We start from the raw sequence: 16,755 nt of genomic DNA, 5'->3' as shown, positions 1-16,755 counted from the left end.
TCACTCGCATGGCATCGAAGCGTGAATGACGATATCGCGTTTGCAACGATACTCGCAATCGTTCGAACGTGCGTTGAAACTGTGCTGCTTACGCCGCCGAAGATGTGTGCACGGAAAACACATTTCGTTCCTGCGGGATGGTCAGCTGTACTGCTTTCCGCATTGCAGCGCTGTACATCCGGCGCGCCTGTCATCCCCCTTAACATCCCATGAAACGCCTGCCCGAAGCGACGGCGCGCCCCCTCGGCCGCGCCGCCCGGCAGCCTCTCGATTCCCCTGGTCCGGCGTACCCGCCCGACCCGGCCGGCCCGCCGGCCGATCCGCCTGGAGAAAACCGCATGGAGTCCTGCATCCGCCGCGACGCTCCAACCGGCAGCACCGCGTGTCAGGTGACGCGTCACCGTGCCGGCGAAGCGCGCGACACCGTCGACAGCGTCGTCGAGGAAACGCCGGTTGCACTCGTGTTCAACGACATTGCGCACACGGTCATGATGGCGACGCCGATCGACCTCGACGTGTTCGGCCTCGGCTTCGCGCTGAGCGAAGGCATCGTCGAGCGCGCATCGGACGTCTTCGACATCGAAAGCGAATGCCGTGCCGGCAGCGCCGAAGTGCGGCTGACCGTGTCGCAGCAGGCATTCATGGCGATGAAGGCGCACCGGCGCGCGCTGGCCGGCCGCACCGGCTGCGGCGTCTGCGGGATCGAAAGCATCGCGCAGCTCGACCTGCACCCGCCGCGCATCGCCGCCGCCGGCACGGCCGCCGGTATCGACGCACCTGCGATCGAACGTGCCGCCCGTGCGTTGCCGGCCCATCAGACGCTGATGCGCGAGACGGGCGGCATCCACGCGGCCGCGTGGTGCAACCGCGACGGCGACGTGCTCGACGTGTTCGAGGACGTCGGCCGCCACAACGCGCTCGACAAGCTGATCGGCCGGCTCGCGCGGCGCCGCGCGAACCTGCACGACGGCTTCGTGTTCCTGTCGAGCCGCGCAAGCTACGAACTCGTGCGCAAGGCCGCGCGGGTCGGCATCCCGATGATCGCGACGATCTCGGCACCGACCTCGCTCGCGATCGACGTCGCCCGCGAAGCCGGCGTCAGGCTGGTCGGCTTCTGCCGCAACGACGGCTTCGTCGAGTACGTGTCGCCCGACGTCGCTCGGCCCTCTCAACCCGATCAACCCGATCAACCCGCGCTCGCTCAAGCGCATCCGGCGCTTTCCTGATGAAACCCCTGACCGATTTCGACACCGCGCAGCAGCATTTCGCCAGTGCGTTCGCGCCGCTCGGCGCCACCACGTCCGTCCCGATCGCGGAAGCCGCCGGCCACGTGCTGGCCGCGCCGCTCGTCGCCGTACTCGACCAGCCGCCGGCCGACCAGAGCGCGATGGACGGCTACGCGGTGCGTTACGCGGATCTCGCGCACGGCGAGCCGCTGCACGTCGCGCAACGCTGCTATGCGGGCGACACGCCAGCACCGCTGGCCCCGCGCACGGCCGCGCGCATCTTCACCGGCAGCGTGATTCCGCCCGGCGCGGACACCGTCGTGATGCAGGAGCACGCACGCGAGCAGGATGGCTGGGTCGCGTTCGACGCGCCGCAGCGCAGCGGCTCGCACATCCGCCGCCAGGGCGAGGAAGTGCGCGCCGGCGACCCGCTCGTGCCGGCCGGCGTGCGCATGGGCCCGATGCACGTCGGCGTGGCCGCCGCGCAGGGATTCGCGCGCGTCGACGTGCGCCCCGCGCTGCGCGTCGGCATCCTGACGACCGGCGACGAGCTCGTCGCGTGCGGGCAGCCGCGTGCGCCGCAACAGATTTACAACAGCAATGCGCCGATGCTCGCCGCGCTGGTTTCGGGAACCGGCGCCGAGGTCGCGATGCGCCTGCATGCGGCCGACACCGCGTCCGCCGTCGATCGCGCGCTGCGCGATCTGCACGCGGGTTGCGAGCTGGTGATCTGCGTCGGCGGCGCGTCGGTCGGCGACAAGGATCTGCTGCGCCCCGCGCTGGACGCGCTCGGCGCGTCGTTCATCGTGGCCGGCGTGCGCATGAAGCCGGGCAAGCCGGTGGCGCTCGCCCGGCTCGACACGCGGCCGGTGGTGTTGCTGCCCGGCAATCCGGGGGCCGCGATGACCGCGTTCACGCTGTTCGTCGCGCCGCTGATCCGCCGCCTGCAAGGGCGCCACGCACGCGTGCCGATCGTGCCGTCGCTGCCGATCGACGCCGACTTCGAACCGGATCCGCAGCGCGAACGCTTCGTGCGTGTGCACTGCACCGTCGGCCTCGACGGCACGCCCGCGCTCGACACGCTGCGCCAGCAAGGCGCCGGCACGCTGCAGTCGCTCGTGCAGGCGAGCGGGCTGGCCCGACTGCCGGCCGGACAGCGCATCGTGTGCGGCGACGCGGTACCGTATTACGAATTCGCGCACTGGCTTGCGTGAGCGCGATGATGCTCACGCGCCCGATTCACGGTATCCGTCGCCGCGCAGGTCGTACGACGAACTGTATCCCTGCAATTCGGGCGCGATTGTGTCCCTGCCGCGAAAACCCCGCGGACTATCCTCACGATGAGGCTCGTCACGCGCCGTGCGCCTGCCCATCCGCACACGCACGGCCGACCGGCGACGCCCCACCGCTTACTTCTTGCAGGCAGACGAACCGATCGTGAATGCCATCGTTTCCGCCGCGCCGGCCGCTGCCGCACTGTCCGGCGGCGCATCGCCCGGCGCTTTCCCCCGCACGTCCGACACGCTCGGCCGCCCGCTGCGCGACCTGCGCCTGTCCGTGATCGATCAATGCAATTTCCGCTGCGGCTACTGCATGCCGCGCGAAAGCTTCGGCGCCGACTATGCGTTCATGCCGTCGTCCGAGCGGCTGTCGTTCGCGCAACTCGAAAAGATCGCCCGTGCGTTCACGTCGCTCGGCGTCGAAAAGATCCGCATCACCGGCGGCGAGCCGCTGCTGCGCCGCAACCTCGAAGCGTTGATCGAACGTCTCGCCGCGCTGACGACCGTCGACGGCAAGCCCGTCGAGATCGCGCTGACGACCAACGGCTCATTGCTGGCCGCGAAGGCGCGCACGCTGCGCGACGCGGGCCTGTCGCGCGTGACGGTCAGCCTCGACGCGCTCGACGACGCGGTGTTCCGCCGGATGAGCGACACCGACGTGCCCGTGTCGCGCGTGCTGGCCGGCATCGAGGCCGCGCAGGCGGCCGGGCTTGCGCCAGTCAAGGTCAACGCTGTGATCGAGCGCGGCGTGAACGACGACCAGATCCTGCCGCTCGTGCGGCACTTCCGGCACACCGGCGTGGCCGTGCGCTTCATCGAATACATGGACGTCGGCGGCGCGAGCTTCTGGTCCGGCGACAAGGTCATGCCGGCCGCGCATATGCGCGAACTGATCGACGCACACTATCCGCTCGTGCTCGTCGGCGAACCGGCGCACGACGCGACCGCGATCCGTTGCGCGCACATCGACGGCGCAGGCGAAGTCGGCTTCATCGCGAGCGTGTCGCATCCGTTCTGCGGCACCTGTTCGCGGGCCCGCGTGTCGGCCGACGGGCAGCTCTACACGTGCCTGTTCGCGACGCAAGGCACCGACCTGCGGCCGTGGCTCGACGACGCAACGTCGAGCGCCGACCTCGCCGCCGCCGTGCGCGATCGCTGGACGCACCGCGACGACCGCTATTCCGAGCGCCGGGCCGCACGGCCTGCCCGCGCGCCGGGCAAGACCTATCCGACCGTGCGCATGTCGCTGGTCGGCGGCTGAGGGGCCGCCGCGCGACCCCGGGACGCACCGCCAACAGGAGAATCGTCATGACGAGCTTCACCGAATCCCGTGCCGGGCTGCCGGACGATCCGATGCACGCGGGCAGCCCCGCGCCCGACCACGCGACCGACCCGCATCCCGAACCGCCACCGTCGATTGCCGCGGGCTTCGAAGTGCGCGTGCAGTACGCGTCGATCGATGCCGGCGCCGAGCTCGCGCCGATCGTTCGCAATCCGAATGTCGGTGCGGTCGTGAATTTCCTCGGCGTCGTGCGCAACGAAGGCGACGTCGATGACGTGATCGCGCTCGAGGTCGAGCACTATCCGACGATGACCGAACAGGCGCTGTGGAGCATCGTCGAGGAAGCCAGCGCGCGCTGGCAGCTCGAAACGATCAGGATCGTGCATCGCGTCGGGCGCATTCCGCTCGGCCAGGCGGTCGTGCTGGTCGTGGTGGCTGCCGCGCATCGCGGCGCCGCGTTCGATGCGTGCGAATTCCTGATGGACTTCCTGAAGACCCACGCACCGTTCTGGAAGAAGGAGATCCGCCACGACGGCGTATCCGGCTGGGTCGAGGCGAAAGCGCACGACGACCAGGCGATGCGGCGCTGGGGCTGAGCGGGCGCACCGCGCCCTTTCCGATTCCGCCGCTCCTTCTCAAGACAACGCAATGAAACTGACGATCAAATACTTTGCAAGCATTCGCGAACAACTCGAGCGCGACGAGGAAATCGTCGAGATCGATGCGCGCGAACTCACCGTCGACGCGCTGCGCGACACGCTGGCCGCACGCGACGCGCGCAGCGCGGAAGCGCTGCGAACGGACCGCCCCGTGCGGGCCGCCGTGAATCTCGAGATGGTAACGGGGGGATTCGTCGTGCGCGAGGACAGCGAGGTAGCGTTTTTCCCGCCGGTGACGGGCGGGTAACCTCGGTCAGGCCAGCCTCCGGGGCACGCGATGGCGAGCGCCCCGCCGGCGATGGCTTCCGCGCGGCCACCGCGGCATGCCGTCGACATGACGAAGCCGGCACCGGGCCGGCTTCGTCATTGAAGTACAAGACACCGCGCGTGCTCACCGCATGCACGCCGCCGCCAGCTTCCCGACCGTGATCACGGCTTGCTCGATCTCCGGCGACCACGGGCTGCTGTAGTTCAGCCGGATGAAGTTCCGGTAGCTGTCCGTGATCGAGAACATGTAGCCGGGCCCGATCGTGATCCCCTGCTCCAGCGCGAGCTGGTAAAGCCGCATCGCATCGATCTGCGCAGGCAGTTCGACCCACAGCACGTACCCGCCCGCCGGGCTCGAGATGCGCGTGCCTTCCGGGAAGAACCGCGACACCATCGCGCGCATCAGGTTCGCCTGCTGCGCATACGCCTTGCGCAGGCGCCGCAGGTGGTGCTCGTAGCCATCGCGTTCGAGAAACTCCGCGATCGCGAGCTGCGGCAGCGACGGCGTTGCGAGCGTGTTCAGGAATTTCAGCTTCTCGACCTGGTCACGATAGCGGCCCGGCAGCGCCCAGCCGATCCGGTACGCGGCCGTCAGGCTCTTCGAGAACGACGAGCAGTGCAGCACGATCCCGCTGCGGTCATACGACTTCAACGAACTCGGATGCGCATCGCCGAAATACAGTTCGTTGTACACGCCATTCTCGATCAGCGGCATCCCGGTCTTCGTCGCGAACGCGACCAGCTCGCGCTTGCGCTCGTCCGGCATCTGGAAGCCGAGCGGGTTCTGGAAGTTCGGCATCACCATGCACGCTGCGATCGGCTGCGACTTCGCGATCGCGGCCAGCGCCGCGATATCGATTCCGTATTCCGGGTGCGTGGCCACCTCGATCGCCTTCATCCCCATCCGTTCGATCGCATGCAGCATCGCGTAGAACGTCGGCGATTCCACCGCGATCGTGTCGCCCGGTTTCGCAACGGCCTGCAGGCACAGGTTGATCGCCTCCGTCGCGCCGACCGTCACGATGATCTCGTTCGGGTCCACCGACATCCCGTTTTCGAGGTAGCGCCGTGCGATCTGCCGGATCAGTCGCGGATGGCCGGGCGGCAAGCCGTCCGTCACGCCCCACAGCGACTTGTCGCGGCCGGCCGCGTACGCGTAGCGGTTCAGCTTCTCGAACGGAAACAGGCTCGGGTCCGGGTACGGCGAGCCGAGCGGCACCGCATCGTCGGTGCCGATCGAGCGCAGCGTCGACAGCACGAGCCGGCTCACGTCCACCGACGACGAGATCGCGATCGGCTTCGACGGGCGCAGCTCGCGCACCGGCGCATGGCTGTCGTCGCGCCGCAGGTTCACGAAATAGCCCGACTGAGGGCGGCTTTCGAGCAGCCCGCGGCTTTCCAGCAACAGATACGCATGCAGCACGGTCGTGATGCTGATCCGGTGCTGCTGGCTCGCCTGCCGCACCGACGGAATCCGGTCGCCGTGCCGGTACACGCCCTGGCGGATCAGGCGCTCGATGTCGTCCGCGAGTTTTTCATAGAGTTTCATCGCGTACCTCCCGCCGGGCGGCGCAGCTGGGCTGCCCTGCCGTTTGCGTCCGATACGCGCGTGTTGCGCCCGCCGACCGGGCCGTCGTGATTCCTGATCTTTCCCTCCGGTTTTGCCTTTTCCATCGCACTGGCTCTCTCTTGAAGATGCGCCGACAGGGTTCCGGTGCGACTGGATCCGCGGCACTGTGCACTTGATGGTGGAATCTTAAGAGCAGAACAGTTGGCGACGAGCACACACATCGATCGCGCGAACAAGAGTACAGTTCGGCGCGCATCGCGCATTGCGGGAGAACTGTACGTCTTATGAAATGGGCCGCGATGCCGGCAAATCACACGCGGCGACGCCGGACGGAGGTTCGTGACTTTAGGGAACGGCAGGACAGCGGTGACGAGTGCACTCGGTGGCGGGACACGTTGCCGGGCAAATCGGGAACAAAAACTGTGCGATCACACGGTTTTTCATACAATTGCGCCTATCGCCCGCCAAAAACTCGTCGATCGCACGGTTTCTTCCTGAATTTCGCCGTCGGGACGGAACACAGCGACGCTCGGCGGCGAAATGCACCTGCTGCGCGCGATCCGCCATATCGTCATCCACGAGATGGTCGAGCGGCTGCGCCCGCGCTGACGCCAAACACCACACCCAAGACGATCCGATGCCGCCACGCGAGCGCCGCCGAACCTCATGACCCAATCTGTCCAGCCGCCCATCGTCGACCCGCTCGTCGCTCGACTGACCGGCAGCGCCGACCACCCGCGCTTCACCGGCGCGCCGCTCGACCTGTCGACGCTCGACGCGCACGCGCTCGGCGCGGTGTGGCCGGCGCTGCGCCGCACCGAGGAACACGTCGCGCAGCACGACTACGCGTACGACGATCCGCGCGCCGAATTCGCGCGCTGGCTACGCACCCAGATCGACGCACTCGAGCTCGCGCCGCTCGTCGACGCCGAAGCCGCGCTCGAACTGTTTCGCGACATTCCGGCCGGCGCGTGGCAGCGCGCGTTACAGGAACTGTCGTGTCTCGACGCGCTGCCCGCGCCCGCACTGCAGGCCGAACTCGCGCGCATCCTCGGCGAACCGCAGAACGACGGCCTGCAACGACTCTCCGTGTACGGCGAATATGCGCTCCATTCGTTCGCCGGCCGGCGCGACATCACGGCCTTGCGCGATGCGTATGCGCAGTCAAATGCCGATTCCCCGTTTCGCGTGCGCGAGCTCGACGTGCTGCCCGAACTCGGGCCGGCCGCGCTGCTCGCGCTGGCCGCGACGAACGACGGGTATTTCGCGCCGAAGCGGCTGTGGTTCAACGCCGACGATCCGGCCGTCACGCTCGCGGAAGAACCCGCTTACGTCGACTTCGCGCGCGACACGCTGACCGAAGCCGCGCGGCACGTCGCCGCGATTCACGCGGGCGAAGTCCCCTATCAGGCCGATCGCGCGTTCACGACCGACGACGCGCAGGTCGTCGCGCGCGCGGCGCGCGTCGCGGCCTATCGCGACGCGCCGTGGCTCCCGCCGCTGATCGGGCCGCTGCTGACCGGCGTGTGCGTCGCGCCGACCGCCGCGAAAACCGCGCCATCGCAATCGCTCGCGATCGCACTCGGCCATGCGGTCGAGACGATCCCGACACCCGAGACCGTGCGTGCGCTGCGCGATGCGCTGGCCACCGTGCGTCACGCGGGCGTGCAGAAGAAGCTCGCGCGTAACCTGAAGCCCGCTGAACGCGCGCTCGGCGAACGGCCGCACACCGCGCTGCGCATGACGCTCGACGCGAAGCCCGACAAGAAGCAGCTCACGATGCTCGCCACCTGCATGGAAGCGGGTTTCTGGCAGTCGATGACGCTCGGCCATGTCGAATGGCGCGAGCGCCTCGTCGATGCGCCGGCCGGCGCCGCGTTCTCGACCCGCACGATCTGGCACGCACGCGCACGTAACGGCGCGACCGTTTCGTTCATGCCCGATATCGCGAAGGGCAAGGTCGTGCTGCGCGACGCCGCCGGCGTGGCGTGCGAACTCGATGCCGACAGCGAGATCCGGCTCTGGCATCCGCTCTTGGCCGATGCGGACGAGCGGCTCGCGTGGCAGCGCGCGATCGTCGGCCGTGCGATCCGGCAGCCCATTCGGCAGGCGTTCCGCGAGTTCTACGTGCCGGCCGACGAAGACACCGCGAACAGTCATTCCGCGATGTTCGAAGGTCATGTGCTCGCGAGCCGCCCGCTGCTCGGCGTCGCGCGCCGCGAAGGCTGGTCGATCCGCGCGTACGACGACGGCCTCGCACGCGAGTTCGGCGACGTGCGCGCGACCTTCAGCGTCGCGGCGCGGCTCTTTCCGGGCACGGACGGCCAGGGCACGTCGGGCCGGCTGCACGTCGAACGCAGGCGCGAGCGGCGCTGGGTGGCCGCGCCGATCGGTGAAATCGATCCCGTGGTGTTCTCGGAGGTGGCGCGTGCGGTCGACCTGCTCGTCAGCGTCGCCGCGTTCGCGCTCGACGATGAAACGACGCGCGCGGCCGACACGCCGGCGGACCCGGTGCGCCAGCGCGCCGCGCGACACGAGCGCGAACAGCGCCTGCACCGGCTGTCCGACTTGCCGCTCGGCGCGATGGCGCGGCATCGCAAGCAGGTGCTCGCGCTCGTGTTCGCCGAACCGATCGCGCAGGGCCGGGTGACGATCGACGAACGCCATGTGCGCGTCGGCGCATGGTCGGTGCATTGCGCGACCGGGCGCGTGACGCGCGACGGCGAACCCGTCGAACCTTCGATCGAACCGCCGCCGTCGCCGCTGCGCGCAGTGCCGTGGCTGCCTTACGACGAAGCGCTGCTGCAGCGGATCGTCGATGTCGTCGCGGGGTTGCTCGACTGAGGCGGCGATGCGGCAGCAGGCACCGCCTACCGCACCGCCTGCTGCCGCTGCACCTCCTGCGCTTTCATCTGCAGATACGCGCCGCGTTCGACCTCGTGCAGTTGCTGCGGATACTGCTCGGTCGCGTCGAACCAGCGCGCGAGGCGCTGGTCGAGCGGCTTGTCGAGCGTCGCCAGATACGTGTCGATCGCGAGGTAGTAGCGCATCGTGTTGCGCTCCAGCAGCCCGCGCACGCCACCGACGTACTGCGGCTGCGCAGCCGATCCGCCGCTGACGGTCGTGAAGCCGACCTTCTCGCTGCCGACGGTCGCGAGGTAGGTCTTCATCGCCATCCGGCCCACCGTGCCGAAGCCATACGAATACGTCAGATGCAGGAACGTGCGCGACGTGCCGACCGGCACGGCCTCCAGCGCGATCCGGTAATCCTTCGTGCCCATCGGCCCGCTGTCGGCGGTCAAGTCGACCTGGAAATAGTCGGGCGTCGCGGCCGCCACGCGATAGCGGAACTGCACGCGGTAGGTGTCCGGCAGCTTCTGCTGGATCTTGCGGCCGAGGTTCACGTCGAGCACCGGGCCATTGCTGCCGGTCGACGCGTGGCAATACTTCGTGTTCAGGTGCAGGATCAGCACCGCGCACCAGTTCGCGGGGCCCTGAGCGGGATCGTCGAGCTGGTTGCTCACGACCGCGTACGGATAGTCGACCACCGCGTAGATGTCGCCCTTCAGCGACGACGACGCTTCCGCCGATTCGAGGACCAGCGGCCGGTGAAACGCGTTGTCCTTCAGTTGCGGGCCGAGGCTGCGGTAACGCTCGAGCAGTGTCGCCGCATCGTCCGCGCCGAACGACAGCGCGCTCCAGCCCGCGCACAGGGCCGCGACGAGCGCGTGCCGGGCGCGGCGCGCACGCCACGTGCCGCGCGAATGTCCGGATGTCTTCATTCTTGTGCTCCCTCCGGATGCGCGATGGTCGCGCACATGTGTCACAGAATACGCCTGGCCGCAGCGCAACATGGCATGCGAACGGGCCGCTATCGATTCCGCTTCACCGGCACCGGCAACTGCGCGGCGGTGATCCGGATCAGCGCCGACAGCCATTCGCGATCGTCCCAGCGCTCACCGGAGATGACGAGGTGCGGCTTCGCGGCCGGATACGGCGAACCTTCTTCGCACGTGCCGAGAAACGCGCGGCCTTCGGGCGTCGGCTTGACGAACAGCCGATCGTCGCAAACGAGCGCGATCATCTTGCCGTCGCAATAGATGCCGTATTCGCCGAACATCTTGCGCGCCGATACCTTGCCGGCCGCCGCCATCTGCTCGACGATGAAATCGACTGTGCCTTGGCTCGATGCCATTCACTGCTCCCGGCAAAATGGTTATGACCCCGGCACGCTCCCGAGCGTTCCGCCTGATTGCGGATACGCTGCAGTGCGTCGTCCCTTGGTCGGAGGAGCGCGCATTCAGGCACGTGCGATCGCAATCGCCCGCCCCTGCCCGACATCGCTGACAGTTACATGACGGTGCGGTGAATCGCCCGATAGCGCTTCACAAAAATCGGGCTTCGCCTCCGTGCCGGGAGAGCGGCACGGGCCGGCCTGCGATTGAGCGGCCGGCGACGGCGGAACAACGCATTGCGCCGCGTCGCCGATTGCCACCGCGTCCCTCCCCGGACGCAGCGCCGACAGCACGACGCCGTTACTTCTCGGCCGCGAACGCGCTCGACATCTGCCGCGCGCGCTTCACGTCGTCGCCATGCAGGTAAATCGACGTCGTGGAAATCGACGCATGGCGCAGGTTGTCGCGCACGGTCGTCAACTCCGCGCCGCGCGCCAACGCATGCGTCGCATGTGTATGACGCATCCAGTGCGGGCTGGCCTGCCGCAGCTTCTGCGCGAGCGCGGGGTTGTCGGCCTCGACCTGATCGGCCGTCTGCGCGAAGAAGCGCTGCATCACCTTCCACAGCCGCACGCTCGTGATCGCGGCCGCGCCGTCTTCCGCGAGGCTCGGGATCAGCGGCGTGTCGGGCCGCCAGCGCGACGGCGTGACCGGCAGCCGGCGGGCGACCAGGAAACGGTCGAGCCCCGTGCGCGCAAGCGGCGGCAGCGCGACGCGCGCGGCCTTGCTGCCCTTGCCGATCACCTTCAGCCACGCGTCGCCGTGCGCGTCGGTCTCGATGTCGCCGAGCGTCGCGCCGACCAGCTCGCTCGCGCGCAGCCCGGTCGCATAGCCGAAATCGAGAATGAAGCGCAGCCGTTGCGCGGCGGCCGGCGTCCAGCCCGACTGCGGCGCGGCCGGCGTGCCCTTGCGGAACTCGAGCCCGTCGGCGATCGTGCGCACGAGCAGCCACTCGCCTTCGGTGAACGCATGCGACGTGTCGAGTGCGTTCGGGCCGCGCGTGTCGCGCACCTTGACGCCCGCGAACGGATTCGCGAGCAGGTAGCGCTGCTCGATCAGCCAGCGGAACAGCGCGCCGAGCACCGACAGCGTGTAGGCGGCCGAGCGCGCGGACAGCGCACCCGAGAACGGCCGCCAGTCGGGCGCACTGCGCGGCCGCACGGGCCCGACCCAGCGCTCGTGCGGTGTCGGGCGCCGCACGAACGCGCGATACGCGACCGCATCCTCGGTCGTCAGCGACGACAGTGCGCGGCCGCGCTCGACGATCGCCCACAGGATCAGCCGCTCGGCTTCCTTCCGGTACGCCCGCCGCGTCGCGGCCGATTCGTGCAGCGACAGCCACGCGTGCACGGCCGCGTAATCGTTGTCCGCATCGAGCGTGCTGGTCGCGCGCGGCGCGCGGAACGTGCCGGCCGAGCCGTCGACCTCGTGCGGCAGCTTCAACTGCTCCCACGGCACGATGGCGCCGCGCGGCGTCGCCGCGATCAGCGCGCGCGCCCGTTCGGTCAGCGCCGGATGCGCGGCGAAAAACGCCTCGATGTGCCGCGCACTGGCCACGCCGAGGCCCGCGATCGCACGCCACCACTGGCGCCGGCGCGGAATCCGCACCGTGAGATCGGCGAGCGTCGCGATCCCGTGCGCACGCAGTGCGCCGACCGCACGCGCGGGCAGCCACAGGCCGACGTCGTCGCTGATCTGCGGGACCGGCGCACGCGCATGACGCAGCAGGCCGATCGCTTCGGCTGCCGCCTTCGCTTGCTGCATACGCTCACCGTCGGCGTGACCGAGCCGCTCCGCGAGATCGGGCCGGCCCACCTGCCGCGCGACGCGCACGAGGCGGCGGCGAATGGCACCGATCACGCCGCGCGCCGAGCGCCCTTCGCCGAGCCGATCGGGCAGGTAACGCTCGACCGCCTGGCGCACGGTCATGCCCGCGTACCACGCACGCAGCGCGGCCAGTTCGTCGGCATCGGGAAAGCCTGCGGGCGCAGGGGTGGAATCGGGGGAAGGCGGTGAGGCGAGGCGCGGTTTCATGACCGCGAGTTTGACAGAAGCGCGCGCGATCGGGTACGTCGCGCGCAGGGTTCCAGACGAGATACGCGTTCACACGCAGGACGCCCAACGCGCCCTGCTATGCTCCGCACTGCATTCCCGCGTCATCCGTTCGCTGCTTCCTCGCATCACGTCGCAACGGGCGGATCCCGCGTTGAATAGCGCTGGGCGATCCGGCCATCCGTCTCGGTATGCGCAGCCGGATATCAAAGGCCGCTTGGGTCGTCCAATGCATTTCCGGCCGTCGGTCAATCACGCCATTACCAACAAGAACCGCCATTCCATGACATCCCGCCTTGTCGCCGCGCTCGTTGCCGCGGCCTTGAGCTGCACCGTGCTGCCCGCCGCCTACGCACGCACCTACGTCGCGCCGACCGCGTCGTTCGGAACCGGGGCTTACGTTCACCGGTTCGTGCTGCGCGACCCCGTCACGCACCGGCCGCTACCGAATGCGCGCTACCGGCTGCTGCTGCCCGGGCAGGCGATCGCGGGGCTGCCGCCTCATGAAAATGGCGGCGAAAGCGTCGTGTTCGGCACGACCGATGCCGCCGGACGCACGGTGCGGATCCGCCTGCCCGCCCGTCATCCCGAGCGTGAGTGGGCGCTTCAGCCCGTCGTCGGTGAAGGCGACATGGGCGGAACGTTCCGCGTGATCGACATCGATACGGGGCGACCCTACGGCCATTACTCGTACGTACTCGACGTGACGGGCGCCTACCTGGCCTGCGGGCAGATCGACGCCAACGGCTATACCGTCTTCGCGCAATCGCACGAGGACCGCAAGCTCTGGTTGCACCCCACGGTATTGCACGTGCCCGCGGACACCGACTGGTGCGCAGGGCCCGCCACGAACATCGCCAACCGTGCCGGCAATCCGGGCGTGCCCGATCTCTACACGCAGTACCTCGGCAGCCTGGTCGCCGACGGCCAGCATCTCGGCCGGGCGCTCCGGCAACAGATCGCGGCCAAGATGGTCGCGCTGGCGATTGCCGAACGGGACGAAGGCCGCATCGACACCGCGCTCGAGGTGGGCAATTTCACGGATCGCATGTTGAACACGGTCGGTTACGACCTCGTCAATGCCGGCCTGAAGATCGATCGTGCGATGGCGATGATCGATGCGCGCCTCGCGAAATCGCCGGACGACGCGTATGCGCTCGACAGCAAGGGCTGGGCACTGTATCGCCTTGGTCGCAACGACGACGCGCTGACGTGGTTCGACCGCTCGATCGCGATCTTCGCGAAGGACGGCGACATCGACAAGGATGCGCGCGAAGCCTATGCAAGCGGGCTGACGCACAAGGGTGAAGTGCTGTGGAAGCTGGCGCGCCGGGATGAAGCGCGCGAGGCGTTCGCGCAGGCGCGGCAGGTGCAGCCGGAGAACGCCGATCTGGCGGAGACATTGAAACGGCTGGCGATACCGCTCGGGCAGGATGGCGCGAAGGCGCCGGGTACGGCAAGCGAATAGCCGGCGATGCGAGCGGGCACGCAAGCGGATGCCTGGCGCTGCAACGGCTGTCGCGGGGCGCGTGGAACGCGGCGGCCGGCCGTGCCCGGCACCTTTACCGGACGAGGCCGGCCACGCGCGCTTTCGTCACTCCTCGCCTTTCGCGCCCGGATTGAGCATCACGACGAAGCCGGCCGCGCCCACCACCAGCGCGATCGCGCCGCCGCGCAGCGCCATCGTGTTGTCGAACAGCAGCCCCGACACGACGGCCATCATCCCCGCGAGCGACACGAACACCGCGATCGCCGCGACGACGATCCGGGACTGGCGGCGAATCATCGCGCGCGCCGCGTCAAGCCGCCGCGGCGGTAGCCGCTACGTCGTGATCGTCGCCGCGAATCAGCAGCACCGGGCACTTCGAGCCGCGCACGAAGCGCTCCGCGACGCTGCCGAGCAGCACGCGCCGGATCCCGCGCCGCCCGTGCGTGCCGACCACCGCGAGATCGATCCCGCCTTCCTTCACGTAGCGCTGCAGGCGCTCCGCGATGTCCTCGCCGATGCTCTCGGTCTCGACGAGTTCGGCCTCGCCCTTCGCGCCGGCCAGCGCGATGATCTGCTCGGCTTCGCGCAGCACCTTGCGCCCGTCGTCGCGGATCTCCTCGACCAGTGCGTGCGGATCGAAACGGCCCGCGTAAGTGAACAGCACCGACTTGTCCACCACATACACGACGCTGACGTGTGCGTCGCCGGCCAGCGCGACCTTCACTGCCTCGGCAAGCGCCTGTTTCGACGAAGCGCTGCCGTCGACGGCCACCATGATCTTCTTGTACATGCGAACCTCGCTGGGGTGAGTTGCCACGCGTCTGGTCGCGCGGCCTTGTCACCATCATCGGCGGATGGCGGGTTCGAATGTTGATGGCGATCAAGGGCGACCGGCGGCCGTCCGTGCGGCAAAGCGTCGCGACGTGATGCCGATACCGCTCGTCTGCGGCAAGGTCGCCAACCTGCCCGACACGGAAGCCGAAGCAGCGGGATCGAGCGGTCATCGTGCCGAAAGCGCTATCATCGAATGTGCGACTTTCGTCCGGCCCTTTTTTGCCGGCCCACTTTCAACTCGCTCAACCGACATGACAACGACTACCGAACGCGTGGACGGCGCCGCCCAGCATCTCGTCGCCGCCCGCCATGCCGGCTCGCCCGGCCCGCTGCTGCCCGATGCGCTGCGCCCCGAGGACGTCGAGACCGCCCTCGCGATCCAGCAGCGCGTGGCCGACCTGCTCGGCGAACCCGTCGGCGGCTGGAAATGCGCGCTGCCGCCGCCCGACCGCGTGATCCTCGCGCCGATCTTCGCGTCGACGATCCGCGAGGCCGATGCGCCGTACCGCGTCGTCGGCGGGCCGATCGTGCGGATCGAACCGGAAATCGCGTTCGTGCTCGATCGCGACCTGCCTGCACGCGAACAGCCGTACGACGAACAGGACGTGCGCGACGCGATCCGCGAAGTGCGTATCGTGCTCGAAGTGCTCGGCTGCCGCTATGCGGAGCCCACGCGCGCGTCGAAGTTCGAGCTGCTGGCCGACGGGCAATTCAACCAGGGGCTGTGTGTCGGCCCGGTCGTGCCCGACGGGCTGAACGTGCCGCTCGAGACGCTGGCGCTGTCGTTCGAAGGCGCACTGAACCGCACGATCGACGGCCGCCATCCGGACGGCGATCCGCTGAAGCCGCTGGTGTGGCTCGTCAATTTCCTCGCGTCGCGCGGCGACGCGGTGCGCGCCGGGCAGATCGTGACGACCGGTTCGTACGCGGGCGCGATCGACGTGCCGCTCGGCGACGCGCTGACGGTGCGCTTCGGCGAACTCGGCAGCCTGTCGGTGACGTTGACGGCGTGATGCGTGTGGTGGGTGGGTGCGGTTGCGCTGATCGCTGATCACAGCGTGACAGCGGGGATCGATGCGTGGCGTGTTTCGTGACCGTTTTCGGGTGTGCGGCTGCCCGTGCTGCCTTGACGGCAATGTCATCGCGACCACGCCCACAACCACACGACCAAACCCCACCCATGCAGATGCCGACGCCGGAAGATCGTTCGTCTATCCTTGGACGACATGAGGTGCTGTACAAAACGCCATAACAGACACCGAGGGCTTCAATGGATGAAACGACAGGCGCGATCAAGCGCGCCGCTCGCTACCGCGCAGCACGCGAGCAAGACGTCGACGCGCTCGTCGAACTGGTCAATGCGGCGTACCGCCCGACGACGTCTGCAGGCGGATGGACACATGAGTCGGCCCTGATCGACGGCCCGCGGATCACGTCGTCGCAGCTCGGCACGACGCTGCGGGCCCCGGACTCCGTCCTGCTCGTCGCCGAGATCGACGGCAGTATCGCCGGTTGCATCGAAGTCAGGAAAGACGGAAACGCGGCCTATATCGGCACCTTGGCCGTCGCGCCGTCAATGCAGGATCGTGGGCTCGGAAAGGCGTTGCTGCATGAAGCCGAGCAATTCGCCGTTCGCGGCTGGCAGATCGGGACGGCCGTGATGGTTGTCCTGTCGGCGCGCCGCGAGCTGATCGACTTCTACTTGCGCCGCGGCTACACGCGAACCGGCGAGCGCATGGGCTACCCGTTCGACGCGGGTGTCGGCAGGCCTCGAGACGAAAGCCTGACCATCGAAACGCTGATCAGGAACATTGCGCGCGACTGATGCCGCGTGCCGTCGCATCGAGCCCTTTCGCAACGA

The 16,755-nt window shown here is 68.6% G+C and carries 15 protein-coding genes; 9 read left to right on the top strand and 6 right to left on the bottom strand.

Translation table 11 applies throughout. The features are described 5' to 3' along the window. The first annotated feature begins 338 nt into the window (after positions 1–338). The 5 genes from fdhD to moaD all read left to right on the top strand — a co-directional run bounded on the left by fdhD (position 339) and on the right by moaD (position 4,694). A complete protein-coding gene (fdhD, locus tag CFB47_RS34455; RefSeq protein ID WP_089463902.1) occupies positions 339–1,226 on the top strand; it encodes a formate dehydrogenase accessory sulfurtransferase FdhD in 888 nt (295 codons plus the stop codon). Then, complete coding sequence (gene glp / locus CFB47_RS34450; RefSeq protein WP_089463901.1) at positions 1,226–2,440, top strand: gephyrin-like molybdotransferase Glp; 1,215 nt, start codon at positions 1,226–1,228, stop codon at positions 2,438–2,440. Before fdhD ends, glp begins: the two co-directional genes overlap by 1 nt. A gap of 202 nt (positions 2,441–2,642) precedes the next feature. Further along, positions 2,643–3,767: a GTP 3',8-cyclase MoaA gene (gene moaA / locus CFB47_RS34440; RefSeq protein WP_089463900.1), complete on the top strand. Its 1,125-nt coding sequence runs from the start codon at positions 2,643–2,645 to the stop codon at positions 3,765–3,767. 47 nt (positions 3,768–3,814) lie between these two features. Next, positions 3,815–4,384, top strand: coding sequence for a molybdenum cofactor biosynthesis protein MoaE (locus CFB47_RS34435; RefSeq protein ID WP_089444117.1), 570 nt, complete (start codon positions 3,815–3,817; stop codon positions 4,382–4,384). 52 nt (positions 4,385–4,436) lie between these two features. Next, on the top strand, positions 4,437–4,694 hold the full coding sequence (moaD, locus tag CFB47_RS34430; RefSeq protein WP_039342384.1) for a molybdopterin converting factor subunit 1: 258 nt from the start codon (positions 4,437–4,439) through the stop codon (positions 4,692–4,694). A gap of 144 nt (positions 4,695–4,838) precedes the next feature. On the opposite strand, the gene CFB47_RS34425 is transcribed toward moaD, so the two are convergent. Beyond that, positions 4,839–6,263, bottom strand: a complete 1,425-nt coding sequence (locus tag CFB47_RS34425) for a PLP-dependent aminotransferase family protein (RefSeq protein WP_089463899.1) — start codon at positions 6,261–6,263, stop codon at positions 4,839–4,841. 687 nt (positions 6,264–6,950) lie between these two features. Between CFB47_RS34425 and CFB47_RS34420 the strand changes: the two genes are divergently transcribed. Next, on the top strand, positions 6,951–9,128 hold the full coding sequence (locus CFB47_RS34420) for a DUF4132 domain-containing protein (protein ID WP_089463898.1): 2,178 nt from the start codon (positions 6,951–6,953) through the stop codon (positions 9,126–9,128). A gap of 26 nt (positions 9,129–9,154) precedes the next feature. Here the strand turns inward: CFB47_RS34420 and CFB47_RS34415 are convergent, their stop codons facing one another. The 3 genes from CFB47_RS34415 to CFB47_RS34405 form a co-directional block, all read right to left on the bottom strand. Then, complete coding sequence (locus CFB47_RS34415) at positions 9,155–10,066, bottom strand: hypothetical protein (protein ID WP_089463897.1); 912 nt, start codon at positions 10,064–10,066, stop codon at positions 9,155–9,157. Between the two features lie 89 nt (positions 10,067–10,155). Continuing rightward, positions 10,156–10,479, bottom strand: a complete 324-nt coding sequence (locus CFB47_RS34410; RefSeq protein ID WP_089463896.1) for a TfoX/Sxy family protein — start codon at positions 10,477–10,479, stop codon at positions 10,156–10,158. Positions 10,480–10,819: 340 nt separating this feature from the next. Next, a complete protein-coding gene (locus CFB47_RS34405; RefSeq protein WP_089463895.1) occupies positions 10,820–12,553 on the bottom strand; it encodes a site-specific integrase in 1,734 nt (577 codons plus the stop codon). Between CFB47_RS34405 and CFB47_RS34400 the strand changes: the two genes are divergently transcribed. Next, positions 12,447–14,039: a M48 family metallopeptidase gene (locus CFB47_RS34400; protein ID WP_256946856.1), complete on the top strand. Its 1,593-nt coding sequence runs from the start codon at positions 12,447–12,449 to the stop codon at positions 14,037–14,039. The genes CFB47_RS34405 and CFB47_RS34400 overlap by 107 nt on opposite strands. 126 nt (positions 14,040–14,165) lie before the next feature. Here the strand turns inward: CFB47_RS34400 and CFB47_RS34395 are convergent, their stop codons facing one another. Next, positions 14,166–14,357: a DUF2964 family protein gene (locus CFB47_RS34395; RefSeq protein ID WP_089460078.1), complete on the bottom strand. Its 192-nt coding sequence runs from the start codon at positions 14,355–14,357 to the stop codon at positions 14,166–14,168. A 13-nt stretch (positions 14,358–14,370) separates the two neighbouring features. Further along, positions 14,371–14,850 carry a universal stress protein gene (locus CFB47_RS34390; RefSeq protein ID WP_089460077.1) on the bottom strand — a complete coding sequence of 160 codons (480 nt, stop codon included), beginning with the start codon at positions 14,848–14,850 and terminating at the stop codon, positions 14,371–14,373. A 295-nt stretch (positions 14,851–15,145) separates the two neighbouring features. Between CFB47_RS34390 and CFB47_RS34385 the strand changes: the two genes are divergently transcribed. Both CFB47_RS34385 and CFB47_RS34380 read left to right on the top strand, forming a co-directional pair. Next, a complete protein-coding gene (locus tag CFB47_RS34385) occupies positions 15,146–15,907 on the top strand; it encodes a 2-keto-4-pentenoate hydratase (RefSeq protein ID WP_089460076.1) in 762 nt (253 codons plus the stop codon). 257 nt (positions 15,908–16,164) lie between these two features. Then, positions 16,165–16,719: a GNAT family N-acetyltransferase gene (locus CFB47_RS34380; RefSeq protein ID WP_089463893.1), complete on the top strand. Its 555-nt coding sequence runs from the start codon at positions 16,165–16,167 to the stop codon at positions 16,717–16,719. The last annotated feature ends 36 nt before the right edge of the window (positions 16,720–16,755 follow it).

It is taken from the genome of Burkholderia sp. AU27893 (genome assembly GCF_002223205.1).
Classification (GTDB): Bacteria; Pseudomonadota; Gammaproteobacteria; order Burkholderiales; family Burkholderiaceae; genus Burkholderia.
The sequence above is the reverse complement of the archived record's forward strand: the minus strand, read 5'-3'. Positions and strand labels throughout refer to the sequence as shown.